The 21442-nt window shown below is 47.5% G+C and carries 19 protein-coding genes; 5 read left to right on the forward strand and 14 right to left on the reverse strand.

The genetic code is table 11. The features are described from left to right. Positions 1 to 72 precede the first annotated feature (72 nt). The 8 genes from MN202_RS18490 to MN202_RS18525 all read right to left on the reverse strand — a co-directional run bounded on the left by MN202_RS18490 (position 73) and on the right by MN202_RS18525 (position 11297). A complete protein-coding gene (locus MN202_RS18490; protein WP_335737626.1) occupies positions 73 to 1233 on the reverse strand; it encodes a PHP-associated domain-containing protein in 1161 nt (386 codons plus the stop codon). A 114-nt stretch (positions 1234 to 1347) separates the two neighbouring features. Continuing rightward, positions 1348 to 1614: a hypothetical protein gene (locus MN202_RS18495; protein ID WP_335737627.1), complete on the reverse strand. Its 267-nt coding sequence runs from the start codon at positions 1612 to 1614 to the stop codon at positions 1348 to 1350. 75 nt (positions 1615 to 1689) lie between these two features. Then, the gene (locus MN202_RS18500) at positions 1690 to 2880 is read right to left on the reverse strand and encodes a metallophosphoesterase family protein (protein ID WP_335737628.1); all 1191 of its coding nucleotides are present in this window, start codon (positions 2878 to 2880) and stop codon (positions 1690 to 1692) included. Between the two features lie 597 nt (positions 2881 to 3477). Further along, the gene (locus MN202_RS18505; RefSeq protein WP_335737629.1) at positions 3478 to 3897 is read right to left on the reverse strand and encodes a hypothetical protein; all 420 of its coding nucleotides are present in this window, start codon (positions 3895 to 3897) and stop codon (positions 3478 to 3480) included. A gap of 109 nt (positions 3898 to 4006) precedes the next feature. Further along, complete coding sequence (locus MN202_RS18510; RefSeq protein ID WP_335737630.1) at positions 4007 to 4798, reverse strand: LytR/AlgR family response regulator transcription factor; 792 nt, start codon at positions 4796 to 4798, stop codon at positions 4007 to 4009. Further along, on the reverse strand, positions 4795 to 5856 hold the full coding sequence (locus MN202_RS18515) for a sensor histidine kinase (RefSeq protein ID WP_335737631.1): 1062 nt from the start codon (positions 5854 to 5856) through the stop codon (positions 4795 to 4797). The genes MN202_RS18510 and MN202_RS18515 overlap by 4 nt, the downstream gene beginning before the upstream one ends. Before the next feature lie 56 nt (positions 5857 to 5912). Then, positions 5913 to 8465, reverse strand: coding sequence for a glycoside hydrolase family 3 protein (locus tag MN202_RS18520; protein WP_335737632.1), 2553 nt, complete (start codon positions 8463 to 8465; stop codon positions 5913 to 5915). Between the two features lie 144 nt (positions 8466 to 8609). Further along, the gene (locus MN202_RS18525) at positions 8610 to 11297 is read right to left on the reverse strand and encodes a TonB-dependent receptor (protein ID WP_335737633.1); all 2688 of its coding nucleotides are present in this window, start codon (positions 11295 to 11297) and stop codon (positions 8610 to 8612) included. 262 nt (positions 11298 to 11559) lie between these two features. Between MN202_RS18525 and MN202_RS18530 the strand changes: the two genes are divergently transcribed. The 4 genes from MN202_RS18530 to gloA are packed head-to-tail and all read left to right on the forward strand — an operon-like array spanning position 11560 to position 14338. Next, positions 11560 to 11949 carry a PadR family transcriptional regulator gene (locus tag MN202_RS18530; protein ID WP_335737634.1) on the forward strand — a complete coding sequence of 130 codons (390 nt, stop codon included), beginning with the start codon at positions 11560 to 11562 and terminating at the stop codon, positions 11947 to 11949. Continuing rightward, on the forward strand, positions 11939 to 12802 hold the full coding sequence (locus MN202_RS18535; RefSeq protein WP_335737635.1) for a sensor domain-containing protein: 864 nt from the start codon (positions 11939 to 11941) through the stop codon (positions 12800 to 12802). Before MN202_RS18530 ends, MN202_RS18535 begins: the two co-directional genes overlap by 11 nt. A gap of 17 nt (positions 12803 to 12819) precedes the next feature. Next, positions 12820 to 13890 carry a type II CAAX endopeptidase family protein gene (locus MN202_RS18540; RefSeq protein WP_335737636.1) on the forward strand — a complete coding sequence of 357 codons (1071 nt, stop codon included), beginning with the start codon at positions 12820 to 12822 and terminating at the stop codon, positions 13888 to 13890. Between the two features lie 46 nt (positions 13891 to 13936). Next, on the forward strand, positions 13937 to 14338 hold the full coding sequence (gene gloA / locus MN202_RS18545; RefSeq protein ID WP_335737637.1) for a lactoylglutathione lyase: 402 nt from the start codon (positions 13937 to 13939) through the stop codon (positions 14336 to 14338). Positions 14339 to 14404: 66 nt separating this feature from the next. On the opposite strand, the gene MN202_RS18550 is transcribed toward gloA, so the two are convergent. The 6 genes from MN202_RS18550 to MN202_RS18575 form a co-directional block, all read right to left on the reverse strand. Then, positions 14405 to 15205, reverse strand: coding sequence for a substrate-binding periplasmic protein (locus MN202_RS18550; protein WP_335737638.1), 801 nt, complete (start codon positions 15203 to 15205; stop codon positions 14405 to 14407). Between the two features lie 27 nt (positions 15206 to 15232). Beyond that, positions 15233 to 16123, reverse strand: coding sequence for an aspartoacylase (locus MN202_RS18555; protein WP_335737639.1), 891 nt, complete (start codon positions 16121 to 16123; stop codon positions 15233 to 15235). A gap of 131 nt (positions 16124 to 16254) precedes the next feature. Further along, positions 16255 to 16461: a bacterioferritin-associated ferredoxin gene (locus MN202_RS18560; RefSeq protein WP_335737640.1), complete on the reverse strand. Its 207-nt coding sequence runs from the start codon at positions 16459 to 16461 to the stop codon at positions 16255 to 16257. Positions 16462 to 16602: 141 nt separating this feature from the next. Next, positions 16603 to 17805 (reverse strand): ABC transporter permease, encoded by a 1203-nt coding sequence (locus tag MN202_RS18565; RefSeq protein WP_335737641.1) that lies wholly within the window; start codon positions 17803 to 17805, stop codon positions 16603 to 16605. Further along, positions 17806 to 18612 carry an ATP-binding cassette domain-containing protein gene (locus MN202_RS18570; RefSeq protein ID WP_335737642.1) on the reverse strand — a complete coding sequence of 269 codons (807 nt, stop codon included), beginning with the start codon at positions 18610 to 18612 and terminating at the stop codon, positions 17806 to 17808. A 24-nt stretch (positions 18613 to 18636) separates the two neighbouring features. Next, positions 18637 to 19455: a DUF3025 domain-containing protein gene (locus MN202_RS18575; RefSeq protein ID WP_335737643.1), complete on the reverse strand. Its 819-nt coding sequence runs from the start codon at positions 19453 to 19455 to the stop codon at positions 18637 to 18639. A gap of 310 nt (positions 19456 to 19765) precedes the next feature. Here MN202_RS18575 and asnB point away from each other — a divergent pair, with 310 nt between their 5' ends. Then, positions 19766 to 21430, forward strand: coding sequence for an asparagine synthase B (gene asnB / locus MN202_RS18580; RefSeq protein ID WP_335737644.1), 1665 nt, complete (start codon positions 19766 to 19768; stop codon positions 21428 to 21430). The last annotated feature ends 12 nt before the right edge of the window (positions 21431 to 21442 follow it).

Here is a 21442-nt window from a genome sequence, read left to right on the forward strand (position 1 = left end):
TTTCATGCAGAATCTCCTGCGTTTATGTTACGAGAAAATTCTACTTTTGACGTCAGTTATTTTTAGGGGGTATTACCCACCCTCTTCAGGAATCCATTGCTGGCCATCATAACGTGAAATTGAAACGCGGTTATTTTCCTTAGTCCAAGTCAGGAGGTAGTGAATTTCATCTCTCGTATAAACGCAATTGATTCTCGTATTTACGAGCATTACCCCGTCAGAATCTCTAGAAGCAGATATTTTGGTAAAACTCTCGAAAGATCTACGAATTTCATTGTCTCGATCCAATAAATCAAAGTCTCTCGCTCTATCCATACCGAGTCTTATGAATTCAAGAATAGAGGATTTTCCGCTACCACGTCCTCCTATGATTGAATTCAACCAAGGGTTGAATTCCACTTTCAAAGGAGCCGACCGCCCTGCATATTTAGCATTTTCGACTGTCACGGAGCGTAACAGTGTATTGGAAGAGCTATTAGGATCTGTTGTTTCGTTGTCTGAACGAATAATAGAAGATGAGCCGTCCACCAAAGCAAGCTTAAGTCCTTCTATCGAAGGGGTAGACATTTTTACCCAAGTATAAGCCCTTCCAATATCATTGGGGTGATGTGCGTCAGAGCCAATTATCGACGGCAAGTCGATATTTAAATTTGTATATCTTGATAAAGGAGCATCAATTCGCTCTTGATCAGGGAAAATTATTTCAACGGCACTTGCATGCCTGCATACTTGGCCAATTGTGTGAGAAGAATGTTGCTGACAAAGCCCTGCCTTCATATCAATATGAGCTGGTATGGCAACGCCACCTGCTGATATGATTTCTCTTATTACGTTTTCAGCACTTTCTTCAGCTACCGAATCACTATCCCCTTTTGTACCACGAAACTTTGATGCTCCGATAACGGCACTAATATCTGCTGACGTGGCACGTGGGTCAAAAACACCTAGAACATGTATGTTGGAATTAGCTGTAATCTCAACGCCGGGGAAGACGAAAATTGAATAACCTTCGGCTCTTAAGTTTACTGCAGCATCTTTAAGCCTATCAATCCAATCGCCAGAATTATGATCAGTAACTGCTACACACTCTATGCCCTTGGCGATATAGTCCAACAACCAAGCTTTAGCGGTCTTCGATGCTTTTAAACTACTATCTGATTTTCCATAATCAAAAGAAGCTGGTGTATGTGTATGAAAATCGAACTTCCACCATCTTGCCCCGACAAAACTCATTACTTACATCCTTATGTTCGATTTATTCAAGAGAGTGCTAACGCCACTTACAGCGGTGAGCGTAGCGAGTCTGGCAGCCAAAGGCTGCGAACTGCTGGGCTTTGTTACCACATATCACGATACTTCTTTTGCAAATAAATCTAAGCTGTTCAAGCACTTCTTCACCTGCCCATCACAATCTGATTGTTTGATATCACCACTAATCGAAACAATATCACCATCTTTACTGACAGCAATATTTTCATCAAAGTAATGAACAATATCTTCAAAAAAACACCTTAAGCGTTCATTCGTTTCTTCTGGCGACAGTTCTTCACGCAAGGGATTAGAGTGGGTAGGGCCATCATACTTATAAAACGGCTTGTATTTGAATGTGCTCATGTACTTTCCTTTCATGCTAACATTCGAGTTGAGGAGCGTCGGACGTATGTCAAAGGCGTCTCCTCGAGCGATTCATTAGAGGTTAACCATAACAAAATTTACATTATCAAATTCAAACCGTTCCAATCTATATGAAATTCCGTCACCATCTTTATCTATGCATATTTTATGAAACCCTTTTCTAACAACCTCATCTTGGCATGGACTTGGAGCGAGTGAAACAAGTACTTTCTTTTTATTGGCATTCGTCATTATTGGAGCGATCTTTTCATCACTAGAAATTCGCTCCATTTGATCGTAAAACCCCTTAACAGAGTTGAACGCCTCAGGGCCTGCTAAGTCAAAGCCTTTCCCTTTCAAAAAAAGATAGTCAAAATATGACGCCATATTGGGGTATTGGCCGTTCTTCGCTTTCTCCCTCTTATATGAAACAAGACACGAGCCCTCTTTATTATGCTCAAATGCGAAGTTCAATTTTTTTATTATCGGAAACTTTACAATACGCCTTTTCACCCTATCCATAAAACCTTTTGCTTTTCTTTGGTCGGCAACTATTTTTTTCAAAACTTCATAACTATGCCGCTCTAAGTAACTCTTATGGGTATGTCCAAATAAAACCCCATCAAATCCCGCCGCCACCATGTATGCAGCTACGTCATGAGAATTTAATAATTCACTGCCATATTCTCTTTCGTGATTCGGCGGTTGAATAAAATGATGGTGAAGTAATGCCAAATTGACGTCTGCTCCACAAAAATCTCGCTCTACAAGATCTTTTTCCTCTATCTCCCCTGTTCCAAAATCACCATTTTCTATGGTGCTATCAAAAAGGTGAAACCTTATTGATACACCATCAACTTGAACATCTACGGCTGTATCTGATTCTATTTTTGGGCCGAACTGTTGATAGTAATTATCTAGATTTTTCTGAGCAACTCCACCATTAAAGCGGTCATGATTTCCAGGGACTATGACATAGGATTTGGATTTCATCTTAGACAAATTCAATCCAACATTCATATCACTATCATCAAATTCATTTTCTAGCCAGTTTCTCGCTAGCAAAAAACTACTCTTATTTCCAATTCTAGAGATATCGCCAGTAACAACTAGAATATCCCAATCCTCTTTTCTCAAAAAATTATCTAGAGCCTTGAAGCTTCTTATGTCATGGCCATATCTATGTTTAAATTTTAACTCTTCACTTTTTGATGAAAGAAGTTCTTCAGATAAATGAAGATCTGAAATGTGGATTATTGTAGCCATTCATCCTCACTATTCCTATATTAGGAAAAAGACGGTTGCAACACATTCAAAATAGTAGACCATCACATCATGCTAACGCTTCACTCAACGGCCGCGTTAGCGGTCCGATGAAGTGACTTGTTATATTCTTCTGCTTGGCCATATGACGTTTTTGGATATTCAATTAACAAGTAAACTGCGACGACACTTATTGAAATACCAGCACTAACAGCAATCCATTTCACCATCTTGCTCAAGGGAGTTGCTGCGTTTAATTTAAAGCCACAATACGATCCAGATATTCCAGAAGCGATCATCAGTCCGATGACAATCCAAAAGAGCATTAAGTCACTACCCATTTCTTTCCGTGCTCCAGAAAATATAACGCTTATTCGGCTGGTCAACCCGTGCATAAGCATGGGTTGACCTGTCTTTGTAAATTTAATGTACTGAACACTACACCGCTTCCGGATAACTTACAATAAGATATCGGTACAGCCGACATTTAGCCCGCGACAATTACGGCTTAACCCGTCTAACAAAGCACTGTTAGCTTTTGGTAACCGCCTGGATATAAACACCGTTATTCAAACACAAGACTTATCCGTAGGCCTGCTGCTATATCCGATTACAGGTGTTTTCTATCGGGTTTGCCGCTTGGTCGGTTATGGCGGCTGCCTCTTTGTTGGCGAGCGCTTGACGAAAATACGCCTGTGCTAGCGTCTTATCACTGAACCAAAAGAGCTTCTCAGCATCAGCAAAACTGACAGAGCCGGCAAGTTGAGATTGCCCGGTTGCCGGTTGCGCCTTAACCACACGCTTAAAGGCTTTAACAACAACATCGGGTTGAAATGTGCCGGCTTTTACCCTTATTTGCGCTGGCAAAGCGCCATAGGCTAACAGCGCAGAGCCATCACCTTTAACATGCAAACGGCAGCCACCATGCGGCATGTCAAAGATGATAACCGATGCTGACTTATCCGCCGCCTGAACGCCCGACAGGTAAAATACAAACAGCGCTAACGCATAAACTTTCATAAATGCCACCTATTGCAGCCTCGCACTTTGATAACAGAGCGCGGGTTTAACTTTGCGCAATTTCGGCCAGAATGCCGGTAACCATTGTGCAGCTGGCGGCGCTTAACCGCTAAGCCGATAGATTTTCTTTAAGTTGCTTACTGTAAGTCCGGCTGACTTTTAACGCTTTATTATTGACTAAAATCAGCTTGTACTCTGAGTTTATTAACGGCTCGAGCTTAGCAACATGCTGCAGGTTTACAATGGTTGATTTATGAATGCGGATAAAGCCGTCGGGTAATACCTCGTTAATCAGGCTTTTCATTCTGGCGCGCATGACAAAGGTCTCGGCGTTGGTGTGCACGCACATATAATCACCGGCGGCATCAATCCATAAAATGTCCCGATACGGGATTAACTGCGCCGGGTGGTGCCCGTCCTGGATCAGCAGTTTTTCCTGTTCAATGCGGTAAGTTGTAGTGTCAGCCGGTCGTGCCGTGCCGGCCTGTTGCACTATATCGGCCACTTCCAGGATATCCGCCTTATTTGGCTGCTGAGCAAGGTTAGCCGTTACCCGGGCAATCGCCTCGGCCAGCCGCTCTTGTTTCACCGGTTTAAGCAAATAATCCAGCGCTCTCACCTCAAAGGCTTTCACCGCGTATTGATGAAAGGCGGTAACAAAGATAATGGCCGGGCAGTTTTCTGGTTGTAACTGCTTTATCAGCTCAAAACCCGATTTACCCGGCATTTCGATATCGAGAAAGATTAAATCCGGTGCAGATTGACTGATCAATACCATGGCCTCATCGACACTGGCGGCATGGCCAATAATGCTGATCTGCGAAAACGCCGCTAGCCGGATGACCAGCCCTTCAATAGCACTGTATTCGTCATCTACCAGCAGGGTTTTAAGCGGCTTCATCTAGTGCTCTCAGTCGTTTCCAGCGGGATAGCGATGCTGATCCGCGCCCCACCATTGTCGTTATTACTGACCGTAAACTGGCTGCTGCCGGGGTAAATCAGCTGCAGTCTATCCTGGCAGTTTTTCATTCCGACACCGGTTGCGGCCTTGGCCTGAAGATCAAAACCACTACCGGTATCGCTAACACAAATGTGCAGGCGGTTGCCTTTACAGCTAAAGTTTACCGCAATAACAATGCTACTTTTTTGCCCGATGCCGTGCTTTAACGCATTTTCGACCAACGGCTGCAGCAATAACGATGGTATCAGTGCTGTGCTACAGGCCTTATCGGCGCTAATAAATACGTTTAGTTTGCTTTGAAACCGGCACTGCTCTATATCGACATAGGTTTGCAGAATAGCAATTTCGTCCTGTACGGTTATTTTCTCCAGCGGATCGGTGTACAGGCTGTAACGCAGAAAATCACACAGTTTCTCCAGCATCGCCACCGCATTAGCATTGTGCTGTTTTAAAATAAGCGTACAAATAGCATTGATACTGTTAAACATAAAATGCGGGTTTAACTGATAGCGCAGCATCTTAAGCTGCGATTCTTTCGCCAGGTGCAGCGCCTCTGCCGCCTGATGGCGCTGCTCGGCGTTATCAAGATACACTTTTATACCGTAGTAGCCGGCAGTCCAGGTCGCCAGCATCGTCATAGAAGCGGAGGTCCAGGTGCCAAAGTCGAACCAGGTCATCGGCTGCCACAAGGTGCCATAAATCCATTGCAAACTGTGCCATTTAAACTGGGTCCACAGCAGTGCGGCCGCCAGCAGACTGAGAATATGCAGGCTGATACTGACAGCTGCAGGTTTTCGACTGAAGCCAGCATAGAGTTTTCTCAGCCACAAGGTAATAAAAAAGCCGCAACAGGTGTCGAGCACCAGATGCGGCAGATGAATAACCCAGGGCTCCTGCCCCGGCATTTTAATCATCAGTTCAGTAAGTAAGGCATAGGCCAGCCAGCCACAATACTGGCACAACCAAAACAGCTGCCTTTTCGAATCGATTTTTATCAACCGCTAACCTTTAACGTAAATACCGGCCCGGCAGCCTGAGTTGCCGGGCCAGCCCATTACTGCGACTGCGCACACGCCAGCACTATAGTGGATGACGCTACGCTGTTAACCAGAGCGACATCTGCTACGGCCAGGCTAAACGGCTGTGTTGCAGTAAACCGCACCGCCTCTTGTGCCGAGTGTACCGGGCCTGCTTCGCCTTCACAATGCAGCGGTAACGCTATGTTATACCAGTTGCCTGCTGTCATGTTTTGCAGCGCAGGTTGCAGCGATACCGTGCGTAAACAGTTTTGTTGCTGGCACATTGCCGCTATTTTCAGATCTTTTTCCCCGGCATTTTTCGTATTGCTGCTATCAAGCCGGATACTCAGCTGTAAAAATTGGCTACGGATAGTTTCAGTGATCAGCTGCGCATCGGCGTAAAGCAAACTGGCCGAGGCCTTATTGCCAGCGCCTTGCCAGACAAATTTTCTGCCATCTTCCTGATAGGCTAAATTGACAGACTGCATGGTGATACTTTTACCATCGGCACTGACCGCTGAGGGCGTATTAAACCGTTTTAACGCCGCGCTGTTATCCGACAAAGCCCACAACATGCCTTCGGCTAAGTTTCTGACAAACAGTGGTGTTTGCTCTGTGGCATCTTGTATTGGCTGTGCCCGTGTTGCCTCAGATAAGGGCGCCAGCACAACCTCATCAGCATATGTCAGGCCATAACCATAAGCAAACAGCGGCTCGTACTGTGCCTGCCCGACATTCAGCAGGTATTGATCATCAAATTTGGGCCAGGAAAAACTCAGTTTGCCCTGAAAATCATACTGAATAGCGCCTGCGCTGTTGGTCAGTAATACATCGGCAACGCCCTGCCCTTCAGAGCCGGGTAGCCAGGCCGCGACAAAGGCATCAGACGCATTCAGCTCTTTATTAACCCACAGCGGCCTGCCACTTAGAAAAACTGTCACCACCGGGATATTCTGCTGTTTTAAGCGTTTAAGCAGCGCTAAATCGCGTTTATTGCCGTGCTGATATTCCAGATGCTGAATATCACCAAACCATTCTGCATAGGGCTCTTCGCCAATCACCACTATGGCAACATCCGGTTTGTCTGTAAAATGTCCATCAACATTTAACTCGATACTACCGCCGGCTGCTGCAATTTGCTGACGTAATCCGGCATAGATAGAGGTGGCATTAGGAAAATCGGCATTGGTGTTATCAGTACCCTGCCAGGACACACTCCAGCCACCGGCCTGTTTGGCAATATTATCTGCGCCATCACCGGCGATAAGCACCTTGCTTTTTGGCGACAGCGGCAGCAGATTACCGTTGTTTTTTAGCAATACCAGCGATTTTCGCACCGCTTCCCGCGCCAATTCACGATGTTCTTTGGCATTAAACCATTGCGGCTGTGCCGATTCCGGCCGGCCGGACGGTTTACCCCGGCTAAACACGCCCCAGCGTATTTTGGCACGTAAAAACCGTCTTACCGCATCATCGAGCCGTGCAGCAGAAATAACGCCATCTTTAACCTGCTGCAGGGTATTGTGGTAAAAGGCTTCAAAGTGTTCCGGCACCATCATCACATCTACGCCGGCGTTAAAGGCGGCTGCGCATTGCTCTAAATCGCAGCCATCAACAAACTTATGCGCATTCCAGTCACTGATAACAAAGCCGTCAAAGCCCATTTGGTGTTTAAGCACCTCGGTTAACAGGTACCGATCGCCATGCACCCTTTTGCCATTCCAGCTGTTAAAGGACGCCATAACCGACTGCACACCTGCTGCAATAGCGGTGTAATAGCCAGCGGCATGAATATCACGCAGCTCCTGCTCTGTGGCCAGAGTATCGCCACGGTCGATACCGTTTTGGGTGCCACCGTCGCCGATAAAGTGCTTAGCAGTGGCGATACGGCGATAATCCGTTAAAAATGTATCGCCAACTTCGCCCTGCACCCCGGTTACCATAGGGCCGGCGTAACGGGCTACAATGTCCGGGTGTTCAGAAAAACTCTCGTAAGTGCGGCCCCAGCGATCGTCCCGCACCACCGCTACCGTGGGCGCAAACATCCATTCAATGCCGGTTGCCGCCACTTCTTTCGCGGTGGCCTGGCCTATTTTGTGAATTAAAACAGCATCGCGCGCTGCACCAAGGCCAATGTTATGTGGAAACAAGGTCGCGCCATACACATTGCTATGGCCGTGCATGGCATCAGTACCCCAGATGGTAGGAATGCTACTGCCATCTTCGCTGCTATCAATGGCGGCGGCATACATTTCATCGGCATACTTAAGCCAGGTTTTAGCATCGGCTTGCTTTTGGCCATAAGGGGCAGTGTTGCCGCCATTAAGGTAAGAGCCAAAACCATATTTGCGCATCTGTGCCACGCTTAAATAACCAATCTCAGGCTGGATGAGTTGTGCCACTTTTTGTTCAATCGTCATGCTGGCAAGTATCGCATCCAACTGTTGTTCTATAGCCGGATCGGGCTTTAGCGCAGTGTGCGCTTTAGGCCAGCTAAGGTTTTCCGCGTTAGCGTTAAATTGGCAAACCAGCAGCGCTGAGCATACACAGAGGGTTTTAGTAAGGGCAGAATATGAAACAAAAGACATAGTGAAATCCTATACGTCTGCAGTACAGCAATGCCGCAGTGGCAGACCAGATGAGATTTGCATCATGCTGTTCTGCCTGTTGCGGCATAAAACGCCCGCAGCAAAATCTTGCTGTGCGGGCACTGCATTTACACAACAACGGGGTTAGAAATTAAAACCAGCGCGGATCCCGTAGTAACGTGGCATACCAAAGCTGCCTTTGTTAATACCCTTGCCGGTGTTATTCCAGTATTGCACCAGCTCATCGGTGGCGTTATTGATAAACACTTCGGCGTACCAGGCCTGGCTTTGTGGTTCATATTTTAATGACGCATTTACCATGGTGTAGGCATCGCGTTTATCGGTAATGTACAGTGCGGCTTCGTCGCTGACGCTAAAGTCCATATCGTCCAGATGCTTATCCAGATTCCAGATGGTAGTGTAAGACTTATCCTTCCAGCTCAGGTTAAACCAGCCATGTACATAGCCGAACCGGCCTAAGTCGAAGCTGTGGGTATAGCTGACATTAGCGGTAAACCTTGGCGTCATTGCCAGATCATTACCTTTAAGATTGGTCGTAAGCAGGGTGTTTTGTGGATCTATCGAGTCTTCATACGACAAGCCAAACAGGTACTCCGGGTCGTAATCCCACTTGGTGAGCCAATCGTCGGTAACACGGGCATGAGTCCAGGTAGCATAACCGCTGATACGGCCGCTCGGATAAGGCTTCCAGTCAAACTCAAACTCAATGCCTTTAATGGTGGAACCCGGCACGTTTTGCGTGTAGTAGGCAATCACCGGCTGGTTCTGATAATCCAGTATCGGCATGCCGCTATCATCCAGGATCGGTGCGCCGTTTTCATCCTCCACCGGTGATAAACGTTCCACATTGCCGATAGAGCCCACAGAGGCATACTGCATATCGGTGTAGTCGGTGTAGAACAACGCGGCCTGCAGGTTCAATGAGCTATTAAAAAAGCTGGATTTGGCACCAAGCTCTAACGTCAGCACTTTTTCCGGGTCAAACTGGGTTTCAAAACGGCTGACCTCTCCTGTCCTGTCGTTGACGACTTCAAAGACATCGCCGATACCGCCGGCTTTAAAGCCTGAGGCTAAATAGCTGTACAGCATGGTATCTGCGCTCAGGTTGTAATCGAGGCCGATTCTGAAATCGTGGTTACGCCACTGGCCTTTATTGTCGTTCTCAAAGTACGAGGCATAAAGTGCCGGGTCGTTAAAATGGTCAACCGGTAACGCATTAAGTACAGTGCGGTTTAACCAACCAGGCGCGCAGCCATCGGCGTTCGAGCAGCGATAAGTGCGGCCGCCTTTATCCTGTTTGGTTTCGTGGCTGTAACGGTAGCCAAAGGTAGCATGCAAGTCATCAGTAATATTGTAAGTTGCCTGGCCAAACAGCGCATAGGCTGTGGTAGAGCGATCCGGCTGATCCCAGAACGCTTTGTCATCCATCGGGTTATCGTAATAGCCCAGTGTGGTGGTCTTTTCGTGGAAATAATTAACACCGGCAATCCATACCAGATCGCCAAACTCATCAGACTGTAACTGCAACTCTGTCGAATAAGAAGTGGCGCCGGTACCTTTAAGGAAATAGATAGCGCCGTCCCACGGATCTAAGCCGGTTTCGCTGTCCTGCGCCGACGATCGGTCCATGTCCTCGTAGCCAAGCTGCCATACCAGGCTCATCTCATCACTCAGCGTGTAGTTCAGCGTATTACGCAGGTAGGTAATATCCAGATTCAGTTTGCCGGGCACGTTAACAACGGCCTGATAGGTATTATCGCTGGGTAAAAATGACGAGCAATCGCCGCCAAATTCCGCCGGGCGGCCACGCAGCTGATCGCAATTGACTAAATCCAGCGTACCGGCACTGTCGTTGACGTATTGCTGAAACACCGTGTGGTTGCTAAACAGACCGTGCGCCGGTTGCCATAAGGTACTGATACGAAATGAGTGTTCATTGGCATTATTGTAAAAGTCGCTTTTGTCGGCTGGTGTCAGCGCCCGCACGCGCTGCGCCTCAGGGTTAGTACCGGCACCATCTATCCACCAGTTTTCCCGCTGGGTTACGGTTGAACCAACGCCCTGATAGGAGTCTTCTGAAATTACCGCTGCGTTTAGTACCTTGTCGTTCAGATGCCGGGTGTCATACTGGTTAGGGTCCCAGTAGCCTTCCAGGTAAGAGTCGCGCTTTAAACCTTTGGCGGCGATGCGCACAGCAAATTCGTCATTAAGCGGAATGTTAACAAAACCACCGAGGTTTTTACTGTTAAAGCGACCAGCTTCGGCATTGATATTACCAGCAAAACCGCTGAAATCAGGCTTGGCTGATATAACGTTAATGCTACCCACGGTAGAGTTACGGCCAAATAAAGTGCCCTGCGGCCCGCGCAGTGCCTCAACCCGCTCTACGTCATACATCAGCGCCAGTGCGCCCTGCATCCGTGGCGAGTAAATACCGTCTAAATGCACACCTACTGCAGGATCGCCAAGCTCGGTAATGTTGGTAGAACGTACACCACGCATTGAAATCACCGGCGCGGCCTGATCGGTCGCGGTCGAAATATCCAGCCCCGGCACTAAATCGGCAATGTCTTTAACGTTATTGACACCGCTTTGCCTAAGCTGGGCTTCACTTAACGCCGAAATAGCCACCGGCGTTTCCATTAATTTGGTTTTTCGCTTAGTGGCAGTAACAGAAATCACTTCAATGGCTGTATTGTTATTTTCGGCTTTTGTTGCTGTAGCAGCCGTGGTCGTTTCAACGTCTTGCGCCAAAACAGGCCATGTAAACGCTATTGCCATAGCGATTGTTATAGCATTGAGCTTTTGCATGTCGTCCTTCCCCTTTAGGTGTGCTTAGTTTTTTCCGGTATCACTACCGTGTTGTCGTTATTTTTTTGAGCACTTTAGTCTTGTCGTTGGAATGAAGGCTATGTCATTGCGGTAAAGCGAATCAGGGATAATATGACCCGAATATACGTTCTGCCATCTGTATTCAATTAAGGAAACACATCTAGTAACAACTTAATACTAGTGACCGGACAATACTAGTGATAACTTCACACTAGTGTTAAGCCAATACTCGTGAAACCTTATGCAAGATGACACCCGAGCCAATGACGATGAACTTGTTACGCAACATACCAAAAAATTTCAGAAAGAACTCAGCTCCGGCCTGGTATCGCTGGTGCTGTTGTCAATTCTTGAACAAGCCAAAACAGCCTTGTACGGTTATGAAATAACCAAACAGTTGCAACATCAGCATGATGAAAAACCGGGCGCCATCTACCCGGTGCTACGCAACCTGCATGCACGGCAATTAATTCACTGTGAGGTAAAAACCTCTGACAGTGGCCCGCCACGTAAGTACTACACCATAACGCCACTGGGCCAGAAAGTCTTAGCGAAGTGGCTCGCCAGCTGGCACGCCACACAAATCCAGGTCAACAACATAATCAATGGGCAGTCACACTATGACAACTAACCAACAGCAACTAGAACACTATCTGGCAGCACTGGAAGACGCCCTGAGCGGTCAAAGCCCGGCGCTGATGCAGGATGCACTTTACGACGCCAGAAACCACCTGCAAGAGGCCATGGCAGAGCACAGTGAGCTGAATTTTTCTGACATCGCCAGCCAGTACGGCTCGCCAGCAGAGGTGGCACAGCAATACATAGCACTGGAGCTGCAAACGCAACAGTTTTTAACCGGTACACCTGCAGCGCGCCGTGCCAATGGCTTTTTTCAGCCATTGTTTGATAGCCGCAACTACCAGGCACTAGGCTACTTCTTCCTTGCCTGGCCGCTTAGCCTGGCCTATTTTGCCTGGTTTATGCTGGTTGGCATACCGACTATGGCCCTGTCGCTGCTCGGGGTTGGCCTACCCGTACTGGCGCTATACCTTAAACTGCAGCGCTATTTGGGCTTATTCGAAAGCAAACTGATAAGCAGCTTGCTTGGTGAGCGGATGCCACGACGGCCAGATATCGCTCTGATGGCAAAACGCAGCACCAGCATCCGCGAAAAACTGCTTGGTTATATATCTACCCCGCTGGGTTGGAAAATAACCCTATACAGCGCCGTGCAATTGCCGCTTAGCAGCTTGTACTTTGTCTGCTGTGTTGGGGTGTTTCTGGCCTCTTTTATACTGATATTATCGCCACTACTCGACCCTGTGCTGCATTACTTTTCGCCGGCACTGGCCATTGATATTAACTGGTACTGGTTACCACTGAGCCTGCCAGCCGGCGTCATTGGCCTGACATTATCGCTTTATCTGGCGGCGGCCTTATCCCGTTTACACCGCGCTATCGCCCGCGCTTTACTGATTAGTTAACGCCAAAGGAAGAGCTTATGACAGTTCTACAACAGGCCAGCAAGCGTTACCCTATCATGCTGTTTTTACTGCTTAGCTTTGGCTGGACCTGGCTATTCTGGTTTGGCAGCTTATTGTTTAACGACGATTGGGCAATACGCAAAATTATCACCGGTATGGGCTTTGGCCCGGCTATTGCAGCCATTGTGCTCAGTGCCCTGCGTGGTAAACGCTGCCTGCAAAATAGTCGTAAATGGTGGCTCTGGTTTGGCAGCAGCTTTATGCTGCTGTTTATCAGCTATCTGTCGATGCTGCTCACCGGCGACAGCATAAACGCCGCTACTTTTATGCAGGCGGTGCCGCCCGGTATCACGCCAATCAATCTGCTACTTAGTGGCGTATCTGCCGGTATTGGTGCTTTTATCGTAGCGGCCACGCTGGGCGGCGAAACACCGGTATTCAGTGGCTATCTGAGCCTAACACGCGGCGTAAAGTGGCTACTGTTTGCCAGCTTGCTGCCAGCACTTTGGCTGGTCGCCGGGCTGATGGTTGCGTATCTGCTAGGTGAAGCGCCCGCTGGCATTATGGCAGATCTGAGTTGGCTTACCTGGTTAGGTTATAGTATCCGCTCAGTGCTTTTTACCTTGCTGGTGGTGGCAATAGGTGAAGAACTCGGCTGGCGGGGTTGGCTGTTACCGGCGCTGCAACAGCGCTTTTCACCGCTTGTCAGTGCAGTATTGTTAGGTATTGTCTGGGGCCTGTGGCATTTCCCACTGTTTGTTAACGGTAGCTATAATGAACCACCACAGATGGTGTTTGCTAAAGTAGGTTTATGCATATTTTTGTCGGTCATTTTCAGCTTCTTTTACAACCGCACTGCCGGTAATGTGCTGGTCGCCATTTTGTTACATACCGCGCTTAACAGCTCGCAACGTTTTATACCGCTGTCGGAACACATGGGGCTGTTTATGTTAGCCACCATAGTGCTGTTACCTTTTATCGATAAGATGTGGCGAAAAGACGTATCTGCGCTTAGCCGTTATAAAGGCTGTGTTACAATTTCCGCCACTACCGCGCCAGACAGAAACACTAAGAGTGGCACTGCCTGACAGCCCCATATTGCGCTTATCGCGCCGTGCACGAACAGGAGTTTTTATGAGAATGTTACATACCATGCTACGCGTGGGAAACCTGGAAAAATCTATCGCCTTTTACACTGAAGTATTGGGCATGAAACTATTACGGCAGTCGGAAAATACCGAATACAAATACACGCTGGCCTTTGTTGGTTACGGCGATGAAAGTGAACATACCGTGCTGGAGCTGACCTACAACTGGGGCACAGAAAGCTACGATTTAGGCACTGCTTATGGTCATATCGCACTGGAAGTGGAAAACGTATACGACGCTTGTGACAAGATCCGCGCTAAAGGTGGCGTAATAAGCCGCGAACCCGGTCCGGTTAAAGGCGGCAGCACGGAAATTGCTTTTGTGCGCGACCCGGATAACTATGCCATTGAGCTTATTCAGAAAAAAGCGCATTACGATACACTGTAAGCTGCAGCCAACACTTGATTAAGCTTTAATTAATCTGCATTGTCGCGCCAGCGCAGCAACTGATGCTTACTGTTGCTGCGCCGCGAACTGTTCCAGACGCTGAATGATAACATCCGCATACACGGGTTGGTATAAGCTACGCATAGTCCCATCGCGGTAACTTTGCTCCAGCGCCTTTTGCCAGCGTGCTACCCGGCTGTCGGCTACGTCTGGCGAAAACGCCAGATACCTTTTGCGCTCGGTCAGGTAACGTACCGGCACCAACTCCAAACCCGCCGCCTGTACCTGTGCGGCATAGTTAGCCAGGTTATATTCTGTGATCGACATCAGATGAATGCGGCCCAATATCAGCAAGTCTAAACATTCACCGGTTCTTCTGGTCAGAACCAAATTGCGGTGCTCAGTGAAGCCAAAGCGTTTTATATCTTCGGCAGTGACCGTATTGCGGTAACTGCAGGCAATTAATTTACCCGGTAATTCAATTTCAGCAGCATCGTTTCCCAGGTGTTGTTTAATCCCGTACAAACTGATGTTGTAATGCAGCAAAGGCCCGACCCATTTAAACCAGTTTTCCCGCTCGGCAGTACGTACCGTTTCAAATAACCCGGTATTATTATCGCTACGGGCAATACTTAATGCCCGGCCCCACGGCATCAGCTCCATGGTTGCCGGTTCTGCCAGGCGTTGTTGTATTAGTTTAAGCAGTTCAACACTTACGCCGCTTAGCTGGCCGTTATCATCGAGGTACTGCCCCGGCGGGCTATGCTCTGTCAGTAAGCGCAGTGGTGCTTCAGGCTCGGCAGCACTGGTCGCCTGTGCAGCCAGCGCTACTAATACTATGAGTATCCGACTATACATAAATGTCATTTATGATCCGCTATTTTCCGCCGTCGCTTAGTCAAGCGTGATCAGCACCTTTTCATTTAGCGACATCGCCAGATTATTATCATAGTAAGCCGCTTCATTAATGAAAGTCGGATAAACAGTTATTTCACCGTCGTAGTAAATTTCAGTGCCATCAAACAGCGTAAAAATAGGGTCGCCCGGATTTATCGGCTGATAGTCTCTGTCCTGCACATTTTTATGCACCATCCCAAGGCGTTCCCCTTTGTCGTTCATCGGCAGTTTAATGCTGTGCAAATAACGAAAGGCTTCAGTCTGTTTCGGCAACACTGGCAGGCTATTAGTGTTATACAACTGAACAAAGTCCAGAATGTGTTTTGTCATTGTGTCCATCAGTTCCAGCACATCCTGACGGATCACTGACTGCGGCTGCGGCCCCACTTCTACCAGCACACCATAGCGGCCCAGCGTGCACATTAATGCGTGCTCTTCTGCCGCAAAATGATCTTCATCACGCGAGATAATCGCCTCGGGCATCATCATTTTGACGTAAGCCGCCAGTTGATTATAAAACGGGCCGGCTTGGGTAAGGATCAAACAGGCGCCCATATTGCTGGTGGTATTGTGTAAATCGATCAGTAAATCGACCCGGGCATTGCCTTTTGGGCCCAATTGGGCGTTCAGCACTTTTGCGCGGCTTTGTTCATAGTTAGCAAGCTGTGGGTTGGCTAAATCGACATTTTTAAACTGGCGGTTTAAATCGCTGTGCAGGTAACGTTTGTTGGCATAGTGCGCTTCCGGGTTTGCCCATACCATTTCGGTATTAAAGCTGCTGCGGCTGACCTGTTCGGGCTGAGCCTGATATTGCTTAACTAAATAAATACCAGAAAATTCATTGCCGTGCACACCACCGACAATAGCAACCTGCTTAATTTTATCCATCACGATATTCCCCAGCACCATTTTACCAAGCCTGAGCTTAGCCTAAATTAAGGCGGTTATTATGACCAGAATAATCAATGAAATGAATAGTTAAGGAATTTAAATGCTAAAAATAAGAATATAAATGCAATTTATGCGGCGGGCTGGGCTAAATCGAGGTTGTTGTCTGACAGACGTACTAATTCGTTGTGTAAAATTTGCTGGGCCTGACAGGTGCATTTGCCACACTGACTGCCAACACCGGTGCACATTTTCAGCTCACGCATGCTCGATACGCCTTCAGCTACTTTTTGCTTAATGGCTTTGTCGGTAACGGCTTTACACAAACATACGTACATAACAGCACTCCGGGTAACAGTACGCCGGCATTTTAATATTATTAAGAACTATTATCAATAGTATTTGTGAACTTGAACTGTTACTAATAACAACGCCAGCATTAGGCTGGCGTTGTGGTGTAATTGGCAACTCGTGTTAGCTTAACGAAACAGCACTTTTTCCTGCTGGAACCAATGCACACAATAGGCAATTAGCGCTGCGGCTAAGGCGGCGGTAGAGGCAAAAATTAGTGACAATAAACCATAGTCTGCCGTGCCTTTTAATAACTCCTTTATGGCCAATGCAATATTGGTTAACGGAATTAAGGCAGTGGTAACATCTAATTCCATACCCGGTGCCATGGCAACCATCAGCGGTACTATCACTACTATCATTAGTGGGCTCATATAATTTTGCGCTTCTTTAAAAGTGCGGGCATAAATGGAGATAGCCAGCAACAAGGCGGCAAAAATAGCTGCTGTGGGTAATAGCAGCGAGAACATCAACACTAAATCAAGCACCGAAATAGCCGCCAGAGCGTCAGACACTTTGGATAAATCGGCAAAGGCACTGATAATAGCCCCCCAGACGCCAAGGCTAACCACGGTTATCAACGCGGTCATCAGTGCTGTGGTTAACACGGTTAAAAATTTACCTAACACGATCGACGTACGGCTGATCGGACATATTAATAACGTTTCCAGCGTGCCCCGCTCTTTCTCACCCGCGCCCATATCCACCGCCGGATACATAGCACCGCTTAAACACAGTAACACCAGCGCATAGGCAAGCACGGCTCCTAAGCTTTCACCCAGATTTTCGCGCTGCTCTGCGGTATTAACCCGGGTCAGCTCTACCGGTTTAATAATGGCATTTAAGTTTGCCGGATCGACACCAAGCTGGCTTAAGGCACCGCGCTGTAACTCTTCGGTATAAGTAGTTAGTAAGTCATTGAAGTGGTTATACATAAAATCAAGTTGCGACGAACTATTATAAATAAGTTGCCACTCAGTTTGCTGTACCGCCGCTTTGCGACTGGCAAAGTCTGCCGGGATCACCAACGCTACATCAAATTCGTCGTTGCGAATGGCACTGATCAGCTCTTGCTCGGCACTGAGCGAAGTGTCTACTTTCTTGAAGTTTTTATGATAAAACAGTGCTTCGGCAAATTCCGGCGCCTGCTGCTCGTTAATAATCACGTAACGGTGTTGCTCTTGCATGGCTTTATTTGTCGTGGTGGCCATCACCGCACCAACGATAGCAAACAGCACCGGGAAAATAGCGATAGGGAGTAAAATAACAAAAATCAGCGTCTTTTTATCCCGCATCAGTTCTGTAAGTTCTTTAAAATAAACCTGCCACATTTACGCTGCTCCTTGCTGTTGCTGACTGATCCCACCTTGTAACACCGACAAAAAGGCGTCCCGTAAATCGCCGTTATCAGCCAGGGCTCTAAACTGGCGAATGTCGCCGGAAAAGGCGCTGACGCCTTTGTCGATAACCACTACGCGGTCACACAATGATGCCACTTCATCCAAATGGTGAGTCGAGAAAATCACCGGCGTGCCAGAGGCTTTTAAGCCTTTAATAAAATCCAGTACCGTTTGTACTGTCATAATATCTAAACCTGTCGTTGGTTCATCCAGGATCACCACCTTAGGGCTGTGTACCACAGCACGGGCAATGGCGGTTTTTTGTTTCATGCCGGTCGACATGCTGTCAGCGCGGCGGTTGGCAAAATCGTGCATATTCAGTAGCGTGAACAGCTCGTCAATGCGCTGCTTTAAAGCTTGCTCTTTCATGCCGTGCAAGCGGCCAAAATAAGCAATATTTTCAAAGGCGGTCAGTTTACCGTACAAACCGGTATCGGCTGATAAAAAGCCGATCTGTTGCCGCGCCTTTACCGGTTGTTTTAATACATCAACACCATTTAATAATACTGAACCGGCATCGGGTTTAAGTGCGGTAGACAACATACGCAAGGTGGTAGTTTTACCGGCACCATTGGGCCCCAACAGGCCTAGTACTTCACCACTGTTGCAACTGAAGCTGACGTTGCGCACTGAATGAAAGGCATCTTTACTGTACCGTACGTCCTGTTTTTCTGTGTCTGATAACTTGTTGTTTTTACTAAGTGCAAACGCCTTAGCTAAATCCTGAATTTCAATCATGCAAGCATCCTGTTAGCAAAGCGGCTAGGTTTTACGCCGCGGCCGGAAATAGTCTGTATTATGATAAAAGCTGGTGGTTTCATTCTCGTTATACCAGCCCGGTACGCCCAATATCGGCAAAGGCGTTAGCTGTCGATTATCAATAAGTAGCGCCTGGTTAGCAATTTGTTCATGCAATTTGTTATCAATAAAACTGTAAGCAGCTGTTAAAGGCCATTGGCTAAAGCCGTCCGGCACCTCAATAAACAGCGCTTTTGCTGTCAGACCAATAAAGGGGGCGGTTGCCATTTCATAAATGGCATGGCCAAATATCATTGGCCTTATGCTGTGCCACCAATGCTGGCGCTGTGTAATAAAGCTTTGCTGCCACTGATGTTGTCGCAACAGTTCGGCATGTGCCACGGCCTGTGGCTCCAGACAAAGTAGCAGGCCACATTCATCAAACAAGGTTAACTTATTGCGCAGTTTACTGCGCTGCTTTAAGCCATGCTGTGCTATCTCAGCCATATGCAATTGGTTAAGCAAGGCTTTAGTTTGCGGAAATAAATTCCAGATCAGCGCTCCGAAGAAATCATGCCAGTTGTCTTTTCGGGTAGGCACCTGAGCAGTTGCATAAATATATTCTTCATAATAACGACCGTCGGCACTTAGTGCGTCATTATCGACAAAGCTAACCGCAGACTGTGACCGATGCTGATTAAGCCAGGCTACATCCGGGTACTGTGTTAACTGCGCCAAGCCAAAACGCTGACAGAGATCAGCAAATATCGGGTTAGCCAACAGCAAAGCTGTGCTCCAGTTAGCCGGTGGCGTAAAACGGTTTTTTACTTCAGTTTTTTGCATAAGTGTCTTATCTGTTGCTGTAGCTGAAAACCCTCAGCATGAATTACTTACAAAAAGCGCGAAAAAGCGCTTGCAATTTTAGCATGGCGTGGCACATTCAAGGGGTACGTTTAGCCGTACATACTGCCAAAAGCCCCCGTCATCTTTCAACCTACACGGGTGTTGGCTGCGACACTTTACCCCTATCACTTAGTACAGCTAAGTTCAAGGGGATAAATTGCCTTGCCGCCTACGTGTAAGTTGAAATATTTAGGGTGCAGAATGTGTTTAAACCAGTGGGTTTATTCGAATTAATTTAATAGAGGTTATCATGTGTTCGATATTCGGGGTGCTTGACATCAAAACTGATGTTAAAGCCTTGCGCCAGCAGGCGCTACAGTTATCCAAGTTATTACGTCACCGCGGGCCAGACTGGTCTGGCGTATGGAATAACGACAATGCCATTTTAGTGCACGAGCGCCTGGCGATTGTAGATACTGAAAATGGCGCCCAGCCTCTGATAAATGATAATCGAAATCACATTCTGGCAGTGAATGGTGAGATCTATAATCATAAGCAGCTCGAAAAAGGGCTCGCTACCGCTTACCCATTCAAAACCAAGTCAGATTGTGAAGTGATATTACCGTTGTATCTGGAGCACGGTACTGAATTTATTGACCAACTGCAGGGTATGTTCGCCTTTATTTTGTATGACGCCGAACAAAACCGTTACCTGATAGCCCGTGATCATATCGGTATAATTCCGCTGTATTACGGTTACGACGAACACGGCCAGCTGTTTGTCGCATCGGAGTTAAAAGCACTGGTGCCGGTATGCAAACAAATTAAAGAATTTCCACCGGGACATTACTTCGACAGCAAAATCGGTGAATTACGCAAGTACTATCAGCGCGATTGGCAAAGCTATGACGCGGTAAAAGATAATCCGGCCAGCCTGACCGAACTGAAAACCGCATTGGAAAACAGCGTTAAGAGCCACTTAATGTCTGATGTGCCCTATGGTGTACTGTTATCTGGTGGCCTGGACTCATCACTCACTTCTGTTATTGCCCAGCAATTTGCCAAGCGCCGGGTTGAAGATGATGGACAAAGCGAAGCCTGGTGGCCACGATTGCACTCTTTTGCTGTCGGTCTGGCTGGCTCGCCGGACTTAATTGCTGCACAAAAAGTGGCAGATGCTATCGGCACTGTGCATCACACTGTGCACTTTACTGTGCAGGAAGGTTTAGACTCGCTACGCGACGTCATTTACTTTCTGGAAACCTATGATGTCACCACCATCCGCGCTTCTACCCCTATGTATTTGATGGCCCGCAAAATTAAGGCCATGGGTATTAAGATGGTACTGTCAGGCGAAGGCTCTGATGAGCTGTTTGGTGGCTATTTGTATTTCCATAAAGCCCCAAACGCGAAAGAGTTTCATGAAGAAACCTTACGTAAACTTGACCGCCTGCATATGTTTGACTGCAACCGCGCCAACAAAGCCATGTCGGCCTGGGGTATTGAAGCCCGGGTACCGTTTTTGGATAAAGAGTTTATGGACGTTGCGATGCGTTTAAACCCGCAGGCCAAAATGTGTGGTGGTGGCAAGATGGAAAAGCACATTTTACGCAAGGCGTTTGATGGTGTGCTGCCGGATGAAATTTTGTGGCGCCAGAAAGAGCAGTTCTCTGACGGTGTAGGCTACAGCTGGATTGACAGCTTAAAAGCCCACGCTGAAAAAGAAGTGACCGATCAACAAATGGCCACCGCCAGCTTCCGTTTCCCGGTAAATACGCCAGATAGCAAAGAAGCCTATTATTACCGGGTGATTTTTGAAGAGCACTTCCCGCACGCCGGTGCTATTTCTTGTGTACCGGGCGGTAAATCGGTAGCTTGCTCTACGCCGGAAGCCCTGGCCTGGGATGCTAAAATGGCACAAATGACCGACCCTTCTGGTCGTGCTGTGCGCGATGTGCATACCCAAGCTTACTAAGTTGTAACGCTG

Source organism: Rheinheimera muenzenbergensis, from assembly GCF_036984005.1.
Classification (GTDB): Bacteria; Pseudomonadota; Gammaproteobacteria; order Enterobacterales; family Alteromonadaceae; genus Alishewanella; species Alishewanella muenzenbergensis.